Below are 15,396 nucleotides of genomic sequence, written 5' to 3' on the forward strand. Positions count from 1 at the left end.
GCACGAAGGATGGTATCCGAACGATCAGCCGCTAAAGGGCGTCAGGCCGATTCTTGGAGTCTCCAGCGTGTCAAAACGGATAGTCATCGCATCGGACCATGCCGCCGTGACGCTCAAGACTGAACTGGTCGCCATGCTTCAGGAGCAGGGTTTTCCTATTGAGGACCTGGGCCCGTTCGATACCAGCTCGGTCGATTATCCCGATTATGGCTATAAGCTGGCGCGCGCCATCGCCGGGGGCCGCGCAGATTTCGGCGTCGCGCTGTGCGGATCGGGGATCGGCATTTCGATCGCTGTCAATCGCGAACCCGCCTGCCGCTGTGCGCTCGTTTCCGAGCCGCTAGCCGCTCAATTCGCCCGCACGCACAATGACGCCAACGTCATCGCGATGGGCGCGCGCATGATCGGCCAGGAAATGGCCAAGGCCTGCCTCACCACCTTCCTTTCGACCCCTTTCGAGGGCGGCCGCCATCAAGGCCGCGTCGATAAGCTTTCCGCACCCACGCTCCAACCGATCGAGGCCTGACATGAGCAGCAACCCCGCCACCCTCGCTGATGTTCAGCCCGACGGCTTCTTCTCACGCGGCCTGGCCGAAACCGATCCCGCGGTCTTCGCCGGTCTGGAACGCGAAATCGCGCGCGAGAAGAAGCAGATCGAACTGATCGCCAGCGAGAACATCGTCTCCAAGGCGGTGCTGGAGGCGCAGGGATCGGTCTTCACCAACAAATATGCCGAGGGCTATCCGGGCAAGCGTTACTATCAGGGCTGCGCGCCCTCCGACACGGTCGAGCAACTGGCGATTGATCGCGCCAAGCAGATCTTCGGCTGCGGCTTCGTCAACGTCCAGCCGCATTCGGGGGCGCAGGCCAATGGCGCGGTGATGCTGGCGCTGGTCAAGCCCGGTGAGACGATTCTCGGCATGAGCCTCGATGCCGGCGGCCACCTCACCCACGGCGCGCGCGCGGCGATGAGCGGCAAATGGTTCAACGCGATCCAATATGGCGTCACCCCCGATACGCATTTGATCGATTATGACGAGGTCGAGCGGCTGGCGCGCGAGCATAATCCCAAGCTGATCATCGCCGGCGGCTCCGCCTACCCCCGCCAGATCGATTTCGCGCGTTTCCGCCAGATCGCGGACGCCGTGGGCGCCATCTTCATGGTCGATATGGCGCATTTCGCCGGGCTGGTGGCGGGCGGCTGCCACCCCTCGCCCTTCGGTCACGCGCACGTCGTGACCACGACGACGCACAAGACGCTGCGCGGGCCGCGCGGCGGAATGATCATGACCGATGACGAAGCGCTGGCGAAGAAGATCAACTCGGCGGTCTTCCCCGGCCTGCAGGGTGGCCCGCTGATGCATGTCATCGCCGCCAAGGCAGTGGCGTTCGGCGAGGCGCTACAGCCCGATTTCAAGACCTACGCCCGCGCCGTAATCGAAAATGCCAAGGCGCTGGCGGCCCGGCTTGAGGAGCGCGGCGCCAAGGTGGTTTCAGGGGGCACCGATACGCATCTCGCGCTGATCGATCTCACGCCGCTCGGCGTCACCGGTCGTGATGCCGATGAGGCGCTGGAGCGCGCGGGCATCACCTGCAACAAGAATGGCATTCCCTTCGATCCGTTGCCCCCGGTCAAGACCAGCGGCATCCGCGTCGGCTCGCCGGCCGGGACCACACGCGGCTTCGGCCCCGCCGAATTCCGCGATATCGCTGACATGATCGCCGATGTGCTCGATGGGCTGCGCGGCAATGGCGAAGGCGGCAATCCGCTCGTCGAAGCCGCGGTGAAAACCCGCGTCGAAGCGCTCTGCGAACGCTTTCCCATCTACCCGGAGCTGTGAACACTCTCTCTCCCCGCCGGCGGGGAGAGGGCCGGGGAGAGGGGGAGTCGGCAGTCGCCAACGCATCCCTCACCTTTTCCCGTAGCCCCCTCTCCCAACCCTCTCCCCGCAAGCGGGGAGAGGGCTAGTGCGTTGCCCCTTTTGCGGACATAATGACAGCCAGGTGAAGGATAGCCGGCCGGCGGATGATGGCTCGGCGATCCGGCGGCGGCGGCAGTGCGAGGATTGCGGGGCGCGCTTTTCGACCTTCGAGCGCGTCCAGCTGCGCGAGCTGACCGTGGTAAAGAAGGACGGCGTCCGTCAGGCCTTCGATCGCCAGAAGCTGGAACGCGCCATCTCAACTGCTGCCCGCAAGCGCCCGATTGCGCCCGAGCAGATCGAACGCCTCGTCAGCCGCATCCAGCGCGCCTTGGAAACGAGCGGCGAAAGCGAGGTTTCGGCGACGCGGATCGGCGAGGAAGTCATGGCGGGCCTCCAGCGCCTCGACAGCGTCGCCTATATCCGCTTCGCCAGCGTCTATAAGGACTTCCGCGAGGCCAAGGATTTCGAGGATTTCGCGGGAAGCGTCGAGTGAGCGGCGCGCCCCAGCCCGCGATCATTCTCGTCCGCCCACAGCTTGGCGAAAACATCGGCAAGGCGGCGCGGGCGATGCTCAATTTCGGGCTGACCGATCTGCGGCTGGTGTCTCCGCGCGACGGCTGGCCCAATCCTTCCGCAGGCCCCGCAGCATCGGGCGCGGATGTCGTGCTGGAGCGGGCGCGCGTGTTCGAGAGCGTGGCGGAGGCGGCCGCGGATTGCGCGCACGTCTATGCCACCACGGTGCGCAAACGCGGCGTGACCAAGCCGGTGATCACGCCCGAAATTGCCGCCAGGGCGATCCATTCCGAAACCGGAGGCAGCGCGATCCTGTTCGGCCCCGAGCGCTCTGGGCTCGAGACCGATGATGTCGCGGTTGCGCGCACGATCATCACCGTGCCGATCAACCCCGCGTTCGGATCGCTCAATCTTGCGCAGGCGGTGATCCTCGTCGCCTATGAATGGTCGAAGCATGAGGCACTGGCCTCACCGCCCATCACGGACCTCGGCGCCCCTGCCTCCCAGGAGGAACTGGACGGAATGATAGCGCAGCTGGATGCGATGCTCGTCGATGCCGGTTATTTCTTCCCGCCCGATCGCACGCCCGTCGTCCGCCGCACGCTGCGGACCTTGCTCACCAAGCCCGGCTGGAATGCTCAGGAGGTGCGCACGGTGCGCGGCGTGCTCTCCGCACTCACGAAGGATCGGCCGCGCGGTCAGGCGCGCGAATCGAAGGCGTCCAGTTCGTAAGCGATCGACGCCTCCACCAGTTGATCCCAAAGAACGGCTGCGATTTTTGGCGGAAAGCCCTCCATCGCCGCGTGCAGCGTAACATTGTCGACGACCTGGGCCTTGCGCGCCTCATCCCGCACCATGGCGCGTTCGGGCTTGATGCGGGCAGCGGCGCGCATGTAGCCGAACCGCAGACCGAGCAGCGCCACCATTTCGCGATCTACCGAGTCCACGCCCGCGCGGACCTCGGCCATGGTGGTGCAGTGTTCGGGCGCGGGTGGTTGGGTCATCGCTGCCGCATAGAGGCGAGGCGGGTGGGCCTGCAACCTTGACTTGGAAAGAGCATCTGCTATCCGCGCGGCCTCGCAATTGGACCCGCACGCTCGGTGAAGCGGTGTCCCTGCCCCTCCTTATCCGGTGGTCAGCAGAGCGGTCCCGGGCTTTTGCCTCGTTTCGGCCGATTGGTTGGGATTAGGCGCCACGCAATTGAGGAACTATCATGTCAAAGCGCAACAGCGCCAAGTATAAGCTCGATCGCCGCATGGGCGAGAACATCTGGGGCCGTCCGAAGTCCCCGGTGAACAAGCGCGAGTATGGCCCCGGCCAGCACGGCCAGCGCCGCAAGGGCAAGGCCACCGATTTCGGGATCCAGCTCCGCGCCAAGCAGAAGCTCAAGGGCTATTACGGCGACGTCACCGAAAAGCAGTTCAAGAAGGCCTATGCCGAGGCGGACCGCATGAAGGGCGATACCGGCCAGAATTTGATCGGCCTGCTCGAGCGCCGCCTGGACGCGGTGGTCTATCGTTCCAAGTTCACGCCCACCATCTGGTCGGCGCGTCAGCTCGTCAGCCATGGCCACGTTCGCGTCAACGGCGTGAAGTGCAACATCGCCAGCCGTCTGGTGAAGCCGGGCGACGAGATCACGCTGGGCAGCAAGGCGCAGGAAATGGCGCTGGTGATGGAAGCGCAGAGCCTCTCCGAGCGCGAAATCCCCGAGTACATCGCCCCCGATGGCGCCGCCAAGGTCGCCTTCATCCGCGTGCCGACGCTGGACGAAGTGCCCTATCCGGTGAAGATGGAACCGAACCTGGTCGTCGAGTTCTACTCCCGCTGATCGGATCCTGATCGAACAAAAGGGGCGGCTACCAGATGCGGTGGCCGCCCTTTTTTCTGGCCGTCGCCCCGCAATCCGTTCGCCCTGAGCTTGTCGAAGGGCTGTCCTTCTTGGCAGGTTCAAAAGAAGGACGGTGCTTCGACAAGCTCAGCAAGAACGGAAGGATTATTCTGTACCTGGCATCTCGCGGATCATAGCCAGGATGCGATCTGCGGCCTCGGGGCGGCAGATCAGCAGATCGGGGAGATAGGGGTTCTCGCTATTGTAGGTGAGCGGAGAGCCGTCGGCGCGGGACACGTGCAAGCCTGCCGCCTTGGCGACAGCCGCCGGAGCGCAATTGTCCCATTCATATTGGCCGCCGGTGTGGAGGTAGATATCGGCCTCGCCGCGCACCACCGCCATCGCCTTGGCGCCCGCCGATCCCATCGGCAGCACCTCCGCGCCCAGCTTTTCCGCCAATGCCAATGCCTCTTTCGCGGGACGCGAGCGGCTGACGACCATGCGGGGGCGCCCCGCGTTGACCGCCGGCCCTGCACAGGCATCTGAGGAGAGCGTCGCGCCGAGCGCGGGCAGCGCCACCGCGCCGATCGCGGGTTCGCCATCGATAGACAGCGCGATATGCACCGCCCAGTCACTGCGCCCCTCGCCATATTCGCGCGTGCCGTCGAGCGGATCGACGATCCACACCCGGCTGACCGCACAGCGCGCGATATCGTTGACCTCTTCCTCGGAGAGGATGCCGTCCTCAGGACGCGCGGCCTTCAGCGCCTCGATAATGAAGGCGTTGGCGGTGCGATCCCCGGCCTGCCCCAGCGCCTTGCCTTCGAAGAGCCCGGAATCGCGCAGGGTCAGCAGAAGTTTGCCGGCGGTTGTCGCGATCTTGGTAGCGAGAGCGGCGTCGGTCAGCGGCGCGGTCATGGAATGAGGCGCTTGATGATCAGATCGGCGGCTTCGTCGGGGGTCATCACCGCGGTGTCGATGCGCAGCTCGGGGTGCTCCGGCGGCTCGTAGGGGCTGTCGATGCCAGTGAAATTCTTGAGCTGGCCGCTGCGCGCCTTGGCGTAGAGGCCCTTCACATCGCGCTGCTCCGCATCGGCCAAGCTGGTATCGATGAAGATCTCGATGAACTCGCCCTCCGCCATCATGCTCCGCACCAGCTCCCGTTCGGCCCCGAAGGGTGAGATGAAGGCGGTAATGACGATCAGACCCGCATCGGTCATCAGCCGTGCAACCTCGCCGACGCGGCGGATATTCTCGACGCGATCGGCATCGGTGAAGCCGAGATCCTTGTTGAGCCCGTGGCGGACATTATCGCCGTCCAGCAGGAAGGTGTGGCGGTTCATCCGCGCCAGTTTCTGTTCGACGAGATTGGCGATCGTCGATTTGCCCGCACCCGAAAGTCCCGTGAACCACAGCACCGCGGGCTTCTGCCGCATCAGACCGGCACGCTGCTCGCGGCTGATGTCGGTCGCCTGCCAGTGGACATTCTGCGCGCGGCGGAGCGAGAAATGGATCATCCCCGCCGCGACGGTGGCGTTGGTGAATTTGTCGATCAGGATGAAGCCGCCGAGCTGGCGATTGTCGTCATAAGCTTCGAAGACGATCGGCCGATCGGTGGTGAAATTGGCGACGCCGATCGCATTCAACTCCAGCGTCTTGGCAGCAAGATGCTCCATCGTGTTGACATTGATCTGATATTTCGGCGCTTGCACGGTCGCCGATACGGTCTGCGTGCCGAGCTTCAGCCAATAGGCACGTCCCGGCAGCATCTCCTCGTCCGCCATCCAGACGATCGTCGCCTCGAACTGATCGGCAGCCTGCGGCGGATCGGCGGCGAGCGCGATGACATCCCCCCGGCTGCAATCCACCTCATCCTTGAAAGTGAGCGTTACAGACTGGCCGGCGCCCGCTTCCTCCAGATCACCGTCGAACGTAACGATGCGCGTTATCTCGGATGTCTTGCCCGATGGCAGCACCCGGATCGCATCGCCGGGCTTCACCGTGCCGCTGGCAATCAGCCCGGAGAAACCCCGGAAATCGAGGTTGGGCCGGTTGACCCACTGTACCGGCATCCGGAACGGCTTGGCGCGATCCGCCTCGCTATCCACCGCAACACTTTCGAGATGCTCCATCAGCGTCAGGCCATCGTACCATGGCGTGTTGGGCGAGCGGCTGGTGATGTTATCGCCCTTGAAGCCTGAGATCGGCATGGGCGTGAAGGCATCTATGCCGATACTTTCGGCGAAGGCACGATAGTCGGCGACGATCGCATCATATTTGGCCTGATCGTAACCGATCAAATCCATCTTGTTCACCGCCAGCACCAGATTCCGGATGCCAAGCAAGTGGGCAAGATAGCTATGCCGCCGCGTCTGCGTCAGCACGCCCTTGCGCGCATCGATCAGGATCACGGCGAGATCGGCGGTGGAGGCGCCGGTCACCATGTTGCGTGTATATTGTTCGTGGCCGGGGGTATCGGCGACGATGAACTTGCGTTTTTCGGTGGCGAAGAAGCGGTACGCGACGTCGATCGTAATCCCCTGCTCGCGCTCGGCGGCCAGGCCATCGACCAGCAGCGCGAAATCAATCTCCTGCCCCTGCGTACCGACGCGCTTGCTGTCCGCCTCCAGCGCGGCGAACTGATCCTCGAAGATCATCTTGCTGTCGTAAAGCAGGCGCCCGATCAGCGTGGACTTGCCATCGTCGACCGATCCGCAGGTGATGAAGCGCAGCAAAGTCTTGTTGCGATGCTGTTCGAGGTACGCGTCGATATCCTCGGCGATGAGGGCATCGGTCTGATAGATGGGATCCTGCGCGGTCATACGAACGCCCCCACAACACCGTTCGTCCCGAGCGAAGTCGAGGGACGTACCGCAAGCGGCGCAGCAACGTGTCTCGACTTCGCTCGACACGAACGGAGTGGGTTTGGCCGGTGGGGCATCAGAAATACCCCTCCTGCTTTTTCTTCTCCATGCCCGCCCCGCCGCTATCCTTGTCGATCGCCCGCCCCTGCCGTTCGCTCGTCGTGGTAAGCAGCATCTCCTGGATTACCTCGCTCAACGTCGCCGCCTCGCTCTCGATCGCGCCGGTTAGCGGGTAGCAGCCCAAAGTCCGGAAGCGAATCGAGCGATCGACCGGCACCTCGCCGGGCCCCAGCGGAAAGCGGTCGTCATCGACCATCAGCAGCATGCCGTCGCGCTCCACGGTCGGCCGAGGCGCGGAGAAATAGAGCGGGACGATCGGGATGTCGTTGAGCTGGATATATTGCCAAATATCCAGCTCCGTCCAGTTGGAGATCGGGAAGACACGGATGCTCTCGCCCTTCGCCTTGCGGGCATTGTAGAGGTTCCAGAGTTCGGGCCGTTGGTTCTTGGGATCCCAGCGATGATTGGCCGATCGGAAGCTGAACACCCGCTCCTTCGCGCGGCTCTTCTCCTCATCGCGCCGCGCGCCCCCGAACGCCGCATCGAAGCCGTAGAGATCGAGCGCCTGCTTGAGCCCCTCGGTCTTCCACATATCGGTGTGCAACGCGCCATGATCGAAGGGGTTGATACCCTTCTCCCTGGCCTCCGGGTTTTGATAGACGAGCAATTCCATGCCCGCATCCTTCGCCGCTTTGTCGCGCAGCTCATACATCGCCCTGAACTTCCAGGTCGTATCGACGTGGAGCAAAGGAAACGGCGGCGGCGAGGGATAGAAGGCCTTGCGCGCGAGATGAAGCATCACCGCGCTATCCTTGCCCACCGAATAGAGCATCACCGGCTTCTCGCATTCGGCGACGACTTCGCGGAGGATATGGATGCTTTCCGCCTCGAGCCTTTCGAGATGGGTCAGATGCGTCACCATGCTGCCTTGTGAACGTCCCTAAGCGCTTTCGCAAAGCTCCTAGGGCGAACGCGCGCCAATGGGCACGAAGATTAGGTATCAGGCGAGAAAGACGTCGCCCGCATGGATGGTGACGATGGCGCCGTCTGCGCGGCGCAGGCGGAGCGCGCCCTCCGCATCAAGGCCCTCGAACAGCCCCTCGATCTTCTCGTCACCAAGCGCCGCCTGCAGCGCGGTGCCGATCGGATGCGCAGCGGCCAGCCAGGCGGCGCGGATGGGTGCGAGCCCCTCCCCCCGCCAGCGCGCGATCCAGCGCGCGAGGCTTTGGGTGAGGTCTTCGAGAAAGGCGGCGGGATCTGGCGCCGCGCCTAACGCGGAAAGCGCGATGGTCGCGCGATCGGGCAGCGATGGCGCTTCGGCAAGATTGACGCCAAGGCCGATCACCACCGCATCCCCTTCCCGCTCCAGCAGGACACCCGCGAGCTTGATGCCGTTGGCAAGGAGGTCGTTGGGCCATTTGATGGAAAGGCGGCGCGCCTCCGTCCCGGCCCAAGCGGCGGCAGTCTCATGAAGCGCGACGGCAGTGACCAAAGCCAGCGTCGCGGGCGTAGGCTCTCCCGGATGTACGTGGACGATGGTGCTGGCATAGAGATTGCCGCGCGGCGACTGCCACCCGCGCCCCGTGCGGCCCCTGCCCTGGCTCTGGCGCTCGGCGCGGAGCCATGTGCCTTCGGGCGCCCCCGCGCAGGCTGCGGTGAGGAGATCGGCGTTGGTCGAGCCTGTCTCTTCAACCGTGCGGATCTGGATCAGAACAGGGCTCGCGCGGCCGCCATAGTCCAGGCGGTGAGCAAGGGAATCGCCAGATAGCCCAGCGGCGAAATGGCGATGGCGGAGAGCGCAATCAGGCCGCCTTCGATCGGCTCGCGATGGTCGCTGAACGGCACAGCAGGCTCATCGAAGTACATGGTCTTGATGATCTTCAGATAATAATAAGCGCCGACAACCGATCCCACCGCACCCGCAACCGCTAGCCAGAACAGCCCGGCCACCGTAGCCGCCTGAAAGACCGCGAACTTGGGATAGAAGCCGAACAGCGGTGGGATGCCCGCTAGGCTGAACATGAACATCGCCAGCGCCGCCGCCAAACCCGGCCGGGTTCGCGACAGGCCGGAGAGCGCCGCGATTTCCTCGACATAAGCGCCGTCGGCATCGCGCATCGCCAGCACGCAGAGGAAGCTGCCGAGCGTCATGACGATATAGACGGTCATATAGACCAGCACCGACGACACGCCTGCCTGCGTGCCGGCTGCCAATCCGATCAGCGCGAAGCCGATGTTGTTGATCGAAGAGTAGGCCAGCAGCCGCTTGATATTGGTCTGGCCGATCGCCGCGACCGCGCCCAGCACGATCGAGGTCAGCGCCATGAAGATGATGATCTGGCGCCACTCAAAGGTGGCAGGACCCATCGCCTCGACCGCGACGCGGGTCAGCAGCGCCATCGCTGCAACCTTGGGGGCAGAGGCGAAGAAGGCGGTGACGGGGGTCGGCGCACCTTCGTAGACGTCCGGCGTCCACATATGGAACGGCACGGCGGCGATCTTGAAGGCGAGGCCGGCGAGCGTGAAGACCATGCCGAACAGCAACCCGGTCTGAACGCCGCGCGCCGCAATCGCCGCGTGAATGCCGCCGAACTGGGTGGTGCCGGTAAAGCCGTAGAGCAAGGCGATGCCGTAGAGCAGAATGCCCGATGCTAGCGCGCCGAGGATGAAATATTTGAGTCCCGCCTCAGCTGAGCGAATGTCCCGCCGCATGAAACTGGCCAGCACGTAGGCCGCGAGGCTCTGCAGCTCGAGTCCGACATAGAGAGTCAGAAGATCGGCGGCGGAGACCATCATCCCCATGCCGACGGCGGAGAGCAGGATCAGGATCGGATATTCGGCGCGCACCGCGCCCATCCGCTCGAAATAGCTCGGCGAGAGCAGGATCGAGACGATCGCCGCGCCATAGATCAGCACCTTGGCAAAGCCCGCGAAGGCATCGGCATGATAGAGCCCGCCGAACACCAGCCCGCCGTGGCTCGCCGCGCCGACAAGTGACAGGCCCGCCAGCGCCAGCAGCACCACCGCAGCCCAGCCGATCGCCTTGGTCGCGCTATCCCCGACCCAGCCGGCAACAAGCAGCAGAACCATCGCGCCGACCGAGAGGATCAGCTCGGGCAATGTATAGATAAGGTTGCCCATCAGCGCGCCCCCTCGCCCGAGACAGGCTCGGCCGCGGGCTTGGCCGCGCCCTTCGCCAGACGGCTGTCGCCACCGGGCCAGGCCGGGTTCACGCGGCTCAGCACGTAGCCCACATCCTTGCGCATCGGCGCCATGAAGCTCTCCGGATAGACGCCCATCCACATCACCACCGCGGCGATCGGCGCCAGCAGCAGCAGTTCGCGTGGGGAGAGATCGGACATCGCCGCGACATCGGGCTTATCGAGCGGCCCCTGCGCCACGCGGCGGAACAGATAGAGCATGTAGGCCGCGCCGAGGATGATACCGGTGGTTGCGAAGAAGGCCGCCCAGGTCGAGGCGCCATAAATACCCATCATGCTCAGAAATTCACCGACGAAACCGCTCGTCCCCGGCAGGCCGACCGAGGCCATCGTGAACAGCAGGAAGAAGACCGCATAGCGCGGCATATTGTTGGCGACGCCGCCGTAGCGCGCGATCTCGCGCGTGTGCAGGCGATCGTAGACCACGCCGACGCACAGGAAGAGCGCGCCCGAGACGAGGCCATGGCTCAGCATCACCAGCAGCGAACCCTCAAGCCCCTGCCGATTGAAGGCGAACAGGCCAAAAGTGACGAACGCCATATGCGCCACCGAAGAATAAGCGATCAGCTTCTTCATGTCCTGCTGCACCAGCGCGACGAGGCTGGTGTAAACGATCGCCACCGAAGACAGCAGCGCGATCAGCCAGAACAGTTGCGCCGAGGCTTGCGGGAACATCGGCAGCGAGAAGCGGATGAAGCCGTATCCGCCCATCTTGAGCAGCACGCCGGCCAGGATCACCGAACCGGCAGTCGGCGCCTGGACGTGCGCATCGGGCAGCCAGGTGTGCACCGGCCACATCGGCATCTTCACCGCAAAGCTGCAGAAGAAGGCCAGGAACAGCAGGGTCTGAACGTGAACCGGGAAGTTGGTCGCCATCAGCACGGGGATGCTGGTCGAGTGCGCGTAATTCGCCATCCACAGCATCGCGATCAGCATCACGATCGAGCCGAGCAAAGTGTAGAGGAAGAATTTGTAGCTGGCGTAGATGCGCTCGGCGCCGCCCCAGATGCCGATGATCAAATACATCGGGATCAGGCCGGCTTCGAAGAAGATGTAGAACAGGAACAGATCCTGCGCCTCGAACACGCCGAGCATCAGCGTTTCCATGAACAGGAACGCCGCCATATATTCGGGCACGCGCTTCTCGATCGCCTGCCAACTGGCGAGGATGCAGATCGGCATCAGGAACACCGAAAGCTCGATCAGCATCAGCGCGATACCATCGATGCCCAGGCTCCAGCCGAAGCTGCCGAACAGGCCGATATGCTCCTGAAACTGCCACTGCGGGCCACCGATCTGATAGCCGGCCCACAGCACGATGCCGATCGCGAAGTTGACCAGCGTGGCGATCAGCGCAACCCAGCGCGCCGCTTTGGCATCGGCGAACAGGCAGGCAATCGCGCCCAGCATCGGCACGAGCAAGGTCAGCGTAAGAATGGGAAATCCGAGCTGGTTCATATCAGATCGCCATCGCCCAGGTCGCGGCGGCGACAAGGCCGAGCAGCATCACCAGCGCATAGGTATAGACATAGCCCGACTGCAGCTTGCGGCTGGCAACCGATCCCATCTGCACCAGCGCGGCCATGCCGTTTGGCCCGAAGCGATCGATCGTGCCTTGATCCCCGCGCTTCCGCAGGAAGCGACCGAGCGCGAAGGCGGGACGGACAAAGATAAGGTCGTACAATTCGTCAAAATACCATTTGTGCAGCAGGAACTGGTAGAGACCGTTGAAGGTCGCGACGAAGCGGCGCGGCACGCTGGTATCCAGGATGTAGGCCCATAGCGCGATCACGAAGCCGGTGATCATCACGATCGAGGCCGAGAGCTTCACCCACATCGGCACATGCTCGACCGCTTCCATGAATTCATGATCGAAGGCGAGGCTGTGGTGCCAGAAAGCGCTGCCACCGGCGCCGATGAACGGCGTTGCGAAGATGAAACCCGCAAAGATTGCGCCGATCGTAAGCACGATCAGCGGGATCAGCATCGTCAGCGGGCTTTCGTGCGGATGATAGCCGAGCGTGCCATGCTTGACCTCATCGACACCGTGCGCATCGTGCGAAGGCTCCGAGCCTGCACCTTCGGCGGCAACATCATGGTGGTCATGCGCGTGATCGTCGTGCCCGTGGCCGTGCGCATCATGCACCGCATGCTGAATATGCTCCGAGCCCGCCCAGCGCGGTTTGCCGAAGAAGGTCAAGAAGATCAGCCGCCACGAATAGAAGCTGGTCAGCAGTGCCGCCGTCACACCCACCGCGAAGGCGATACCGCCCGCCGTCGTGCCGCGCGCATAGGCCGCCTCAATGATCGCATCCTTTGAATAGAAGCCCGCGAAGCCGAACAGATCCTCGATGCCGACACCGGTGATCGCCAGCGTGCCCGCCATCATCGCCCAGAAGGTCAGCGGGATGGATTTCCGCAAGCCTCCATAGAAGCGCATGTCCTGTTCGTGGTGCATCGCATGGATCACCGATCCGGCACCAAGGAACAGCAGGGCCTTGAAGAAAGCGTGCGTGAACAGGTGGAACATCGCGGCGCCATAGGCACCCACGCCCGCTGCGAAGAACATGTAGCCGAGCTGTGAGCAGGTTGAATAAGCGATCACGCGCTTGATGTCGGTCTGCACGGTGCCGACCGTCGCGGCGAACAGGCAGGTCGCGGCGCCCACGTACGTAACTACGGTCAGCGCGGTCGGACTCACCTGGAACATCGGCGAAAGGCGGCAGACCATGAAGACGCCCGCCGTCACCATCGTCGCGGCGTGGATCAGTGCGGAGACGGGCGTCGGGCCCTCCATCGCGTCCGGCAGCCAGGTGTGCAGGCCGAGCTGCGCAGACTTGCCCATCGCGCCGATGAACAGCAGCAGGCAGAGCAAGGTCATCGTATCGACGCGGCCGCCGAGGAAGCCGATCGTGCTCCCCGCCATGCCCGGGGCTGCGGCGAGGATCGCGGGGATCGAGACGGTGTGGAACACCAAAAAGGTGCCGAAGATGCCGAGCGAGAAGCCGAAATCGCCGACGCGGTTGACGACGAACGCCTTGATCGCCGCCGCCTGCGCGCTGGGCTTCTCATACCAGAAACCGATCAGCAGATAGGAAGCCAGGCCGACGCCTTCCCAGCCAAAGAACATCTGAATGAGGTTGTCGCTGGTGACGAGCATCAGCATCGCGAAGGTGAACAGCGAAAGGTAGCTGAAGAAGCGCGGCTGCGAGGGATCCTCGGCCATATAGCCCCAGCTATACAGGTGGACGAGCGCCGAGACGCTGGTGATCACTACCAGCATCACCGCCGTCAGCGCATCGACACGTAGCGCCCAATCGACCTGCAGATCGCCCGAGGTAATGAAGCTCAGCACCTTGATGACATGCGCTTCGCTGTCCCCGGTCAGGAAGCCGACGAAGATCGGCCACGCCAGCGCGCACGATGCGAACAGGCAGGCGGTCGTCACCAGCTTCGCCGGCACATTGCCGATCGCGCGATTGCCCAACCCCGCGATGGCGGCGGCAAGCAACGGCAGGAAAACGAGAAGCGTGATCACCTAAAGCCCTCTCCCTTGAGGGAGAGGGTTGGGTGAGGGTGAACCGCCGTCGATAGGGTCAGCTCGGGCTTCGCCCTCGCCGCCCCCCCCCCCCCCCCCCCCCCCCCCGCCGGGGGGGGGGGGGGGGGGGGGGGGGGGCAGACCAGCAAAGAGGGGGGAGCCCCCCCCCCCCCCCCACGCGAAAAAACACACCCCCCCCCCCCGCCCCCGCGCGGGCTCCCCCCCCCCGCCGGGGGGGGGGCCCCACCCCCCGCTTTAAACCCCCCCCCCCCAACCCCCCCCCCCCCCCCCCCGGGGGGGTGGGGGTGGGGGGGGGGCCCACCGCCGTCGATAGGGTCAGCTCGGGCTTCGCCCTCGCCCCCTCACCCCAACCCTCTCCCCAGCGGGGAGAGGGAGTGTAGGTCGCTTGCAGCACCATCACCCCTTCATCCGATTGACGTCATCCACGGCGATCGTGCCGCGGCTGCGGAAATAGATCACCAGGATCGCGAGCCCGATCGCCGCCTCGCCCGCCGCCACGGTCAACACGAACATCGCGAACACCTGTCCCACCAGATCATGCAGATAGGCGGAGAAAGCGACGAGATTGATGTTCACGCTGAGCAGGATCAGCTCGATCGCCATCAGGATGATGATCAGATTCTTACGATTGAGGAAGATGCCGAACACCCCCGTGCCGAACAGGATCGCCGAGACGGTCAGATAATGCGTAAGCCCGATCACAGGGTCCGGCCTTTTCCGTTTGTGTCGAGCGAAGTCGAGACACGTTTGTCCTCGCCGCCCGTGACACGTCCCTCGACGTCGCTCGGGACGAACGGGTTAGGAAGGCCAATCACAGCTCGACTCCCTGGCCGACGGGCGGCTGCGTGTTGCGCGTCGCATCCTGCGGGCGGCGCATATTCTGGTGCGAGACGTTCTGGCTGCGCACATCGCCGCGCTTGCGATGCGTCAGCACGATCGCCCCGATCAGGGCAACGAGCAGCACCAGCCCCGCGCCCTCAAAGATGTAGAGGTAGCGCGTGTAGATCAGGATGCCGAGCGCCTGGATATTGGGGACGGTCTCAGGCGTGGGCGCGGTGCCGGAAAGCGAAAGGCCGCCCGCATTCCAAGCGCTTTCGGCAAAGATGATCTCCGCCGCCAGCAGCGCAACCAAGGCGATGCCGAGCGGCAAATAGCGCGCAAAGCCCGTGCGCAATTCAGCAAAATCGATGTCGAGCATCATCACGACGAACAGGAACAACACCGCGACCGCGCCAACATAGACGATCACCAGCAGCATCGCGATGAACTCGGCACCGACCAGCACCATCAGCCCCGCCGCGTTGAAAAAGGCGAGGATCAACCACAGCACGCTGTGTACCGGATTGCGCGCGGTGACGCACAGCACGCCGGACACGCACGTGACGATCGCGAACAAGTAGAAAGCGAGAATCTGGACCACCGGGCGCGC

The 15,396-nt window shown here is 64.1% G+C and carries 15 protein-coding genes; 5 read left to right on the forward strand and 10 right to left on the reverse strand.

The features are described from left to right. Positions 1-67: 67 nt before the first annotated feature. From rpiB to FHS31_RS03465, 4 genes are all read left to right on the forward strand, one after another. On the forward strand, positions 68-526 hold the full coding sequence (rpiB, locus tag FHS31_RS03450) for a ribose 5-phosphate isomerase B (protein ID WP_167071907.1): 459 nt from the start codon (positions 68-70) through the stop codon (positions 524-526). 1 nt (position 527) lies between these two features. Further along, complete coding sequence (gene glyA, locus FHS31_RS03455; RefSeq protein WP_167071908.1) at positions 528-1,841, forward strand: serine hydroxymethyltransferase; 1,314 nt, start codon at positions 528-530, stop codon at positions 1,839-1,841. A gap of 127 nt (positions 1,842-1,968) precedes the next feature. Further along, complete coding sequence (nrdR, locus tag FHS31_RS03460; protein WP_167071909.1) at positions 1,969-2,415, forward strand: transcriptional regulator NrdR; 447 nt, start codon at positions 1,969-1,971, stop codon at positions 2,413-2,415. Then, positions 2,412-3,167: a TrmH family RNA methyltransferase gene (locus FHS31_RS03465; protein WP_167071910.1), complete on the forward strand. Its 756-nt coding sequence runs from the start codon at positions 2,412-2,414 to the stop codon at positions 3,165-3,167. The genes nrdR and FHS31_RS03465 overlap by 4 nt, the downstream gene beginning before the upstream one ends. On the opposite strand, the gene FHS31_RS03470 is transcribed toward FHS31_RS03465, so the two are convergent. After that, positions 3,134-3,439 (reverse strand): chorismate mutase, encoded by a 306-nt coding sequence (locus tag FHS31_RS03470; RefSeq protein ID WP_167071911.1) that lies wholly within the window; start codon positions 3,437-3,439, stop codon positions 3,134-3,136. The genes FHS31_RS03465 and FHS31_RS03470 overlap by 34 nt on opposite strands. 209 nt (positions 3,440-3,648) lie before the next feature. On the opposite strand from FHS31_RS03470, the gene rpsD reads away from it, so the two are divergent. Continuing rightward, on the forward strand, positions 3,649-4,263 hold the full coding sequence (gene rpsD, locus FHS31_RS03475; RefSeq protein WP_167071912.1) for a 30S ribosomal protein S4: 615 nt from the start codon (positions 3,649-3,651) through the stop codon (positions 4,261-4,263). Between the two features lie 165 nt (positions 4,264-4,428). Here rpsD and FHS31_RS03480 read toward each other — a convergent pair whose 3' ends face one another. The 9 genes from FHS31_RS03480 to FHS31_RS03520 form a co-directional block, all read right to left on the reverse strand. Further along, complete coding sequence (locus FHS31_RS03480) at positions 4,429-5,181, reverse strand: 3'(2'),5'-bisphosphate nucleotidase CysQ (RefSeq protein ID WP_167071913.1); 753 nt, start codon at positions 5,179-5,181, stop codon at positions 4,429-4,431. After that, positions 5,178-7,085, reverse strand: coding sequence for a sulfate adenylyltransferase subunit CysN (gene cysN, locus FHS31_RS03485; protein WP_167071914.1), 1,908 nt, complete (start codon positions 7,083-7,085; stop codon positions 5,178-5,180). Before cysN ends, FHS31_RS03480 begins: the two co-directional genes overlap by 4 nt. 118 nt (positions 7,086-7,203) lie before the next feature. After that, complete coding sequence (gene cysD / locus FHS31_RS03490; protein WP_167071915.1) at positions 7,204-8,109, reverse strand: sulfate adenylyltransferase subunit CysD; 906 nt, start codon at positions 8,107-8,109, stop codon at positions 7,204-7,206. 78 nt (positions 8,110-8,187) lie between these two features. After that, positions 8,188-8,928, reverse strand: coding sequence for a biotin--[acetyl-CoA-carboxylase] ligase (locus FHS31_RS03495; RefSeq protein WP_341786281.1), 741 nt, complete (start codon positions 8,926-8,928; stop codon positions 8,188-8,190). Beyond that, the gene (gene nuoN, locus FHS31_RS03500) at positions 8,895-10,328 is read right to left on the reverse strand and encodes an NADH-quinone oxidoreductase subunit NuoN (RefSeq protein ID WP_167071916.1); all 1,434 of its coding nucleotides are present in this window, start codon (positions 10,326-10,328) and stop codon (positions 8,895-8,897) included. Before nuoN ends, FHS31_RS03495 begins: the two co-directional genes overlap by 34 nt. Next, positions 10,328-11,866, reverse strand: coding sequence for an NADH-quinone oxidoreductase subunit M (locus tag FHS31_RS03505; protein ID WP_167071917.1), 1,539 nt, complete (start codon positions 11,864-11,866; stop codon positions 10,328-10,330). Before FHS31_RS03505 ends, nuoN begins: the two co-directional genes overlap by 1 nt. A gap of 1 nt (position 11,867) precedes the next feature. Further along, complete coding sequence (nuoL, locus tag FHS31_RS03510; protein ID WP_167071918.1) at positions 11,868-13,946, reverse strand: NADH-quinone oxidoreductase subunit L; 2,079 nt, start codon at positions 13,944-13,946, stop codon at positions 11,868-11,870. 417 nt (positions 13,947-14,363) lie between these two features. After that, positions 14,364-14,669: an NADH-quinone oxidoreductase subunit NuoK gene (gene nuoK / locus FHS31_RS03515; protein ID WP_167071919.1), complete on the reverse strand. Its 306-nt coding sequence runs from the start codon at positions 14,667-14,669 to the stop codon at positions 14,364-14,366. Positions 14,670-14,778: 109 nt separating this feature from the next. Continuing rightward, positions 14,779-15,387: an NADH-quinone oxidoreductase subunit J gene (locus FHS31_RS03520; protein WP_167071920.1), complete on the reverse strand. Its 609-nt coding sequence runs from the start codon at positions 15,385-15,387 to the stop codon at positions 14,779-14,781. Positions 15,388-15,396 lie beyond the last annotated feature (9 nt).

Origin of the sequence: Sphingomonas vulcanisoli (genome assembly GCF_011761305.1) — a bacterium.
Classification (GTDB): Bacteria; Pseudomonadota; Alphaproteobacteria; order Sphingomonadales; family Sphingomonadaceae; genus Sphingomonas_I; species Sphingomonas_I vulcanisoli.

Excerpts from the sequence above, each read along its gene's own strand:
- glyA (WP_167071908.1), top strand. The coding sequence starts at position 528 with ATGAGCAGCAACCCCGCCACCCTCGCTGATGTTCAGCCCGACGGCTTC.
- FHS31_RS03470 (WP_167071911.1), bottom strand. The coding sequence starts at position 3,439 with ATGACCCAACCACCCGCGCCCGAACACTGCACCACCATGGCCGAGGTC.
- rpsD (WP_167071912.1), top strand. The coding sequence starts at position 3,649 with ATGTCAAAGCGCAACAGCGCCAAGTATAAGCTCGATCGCCGCATGGGC.
- FHS31_RS03480 (WP_167071913.1), bottom strand. The coding sequence starts at position 5,181 with ATGACCGCGCCGCTGACCGACGCCGCTCTCGCTACCAAGATCGCGACA.
- cysN (WP_167071914.1), bottom strand. The coding sequence starts at position 7,085 with ATGACCGCGCAGGATCCCATCTATCAGACCGATGCCCTCATCGCCGAG.
- cysD (WP_167071915.1), bottom strand. The coding sequence starts at position 8,109 with ATGGTGACGCATCTGACCCATCTCGAAAGGCTCGAGGCGGAAAGCATC.
- nuoN (WP_167071916.1), bottom strand. The coding sequence starts at position 10,328 with ATGGGCAACCTTATCTATACATTGCCCGAGCTGATCCTCTCGGTCGGC.
- FHS31_RS03505 (WP_167071917.1), bottom strand. The coding sequence starts at position 11,866 with ATGAACCAGCTCGGATTTCCCATTCTTACGCTGACCTTGCTCGTGCCG.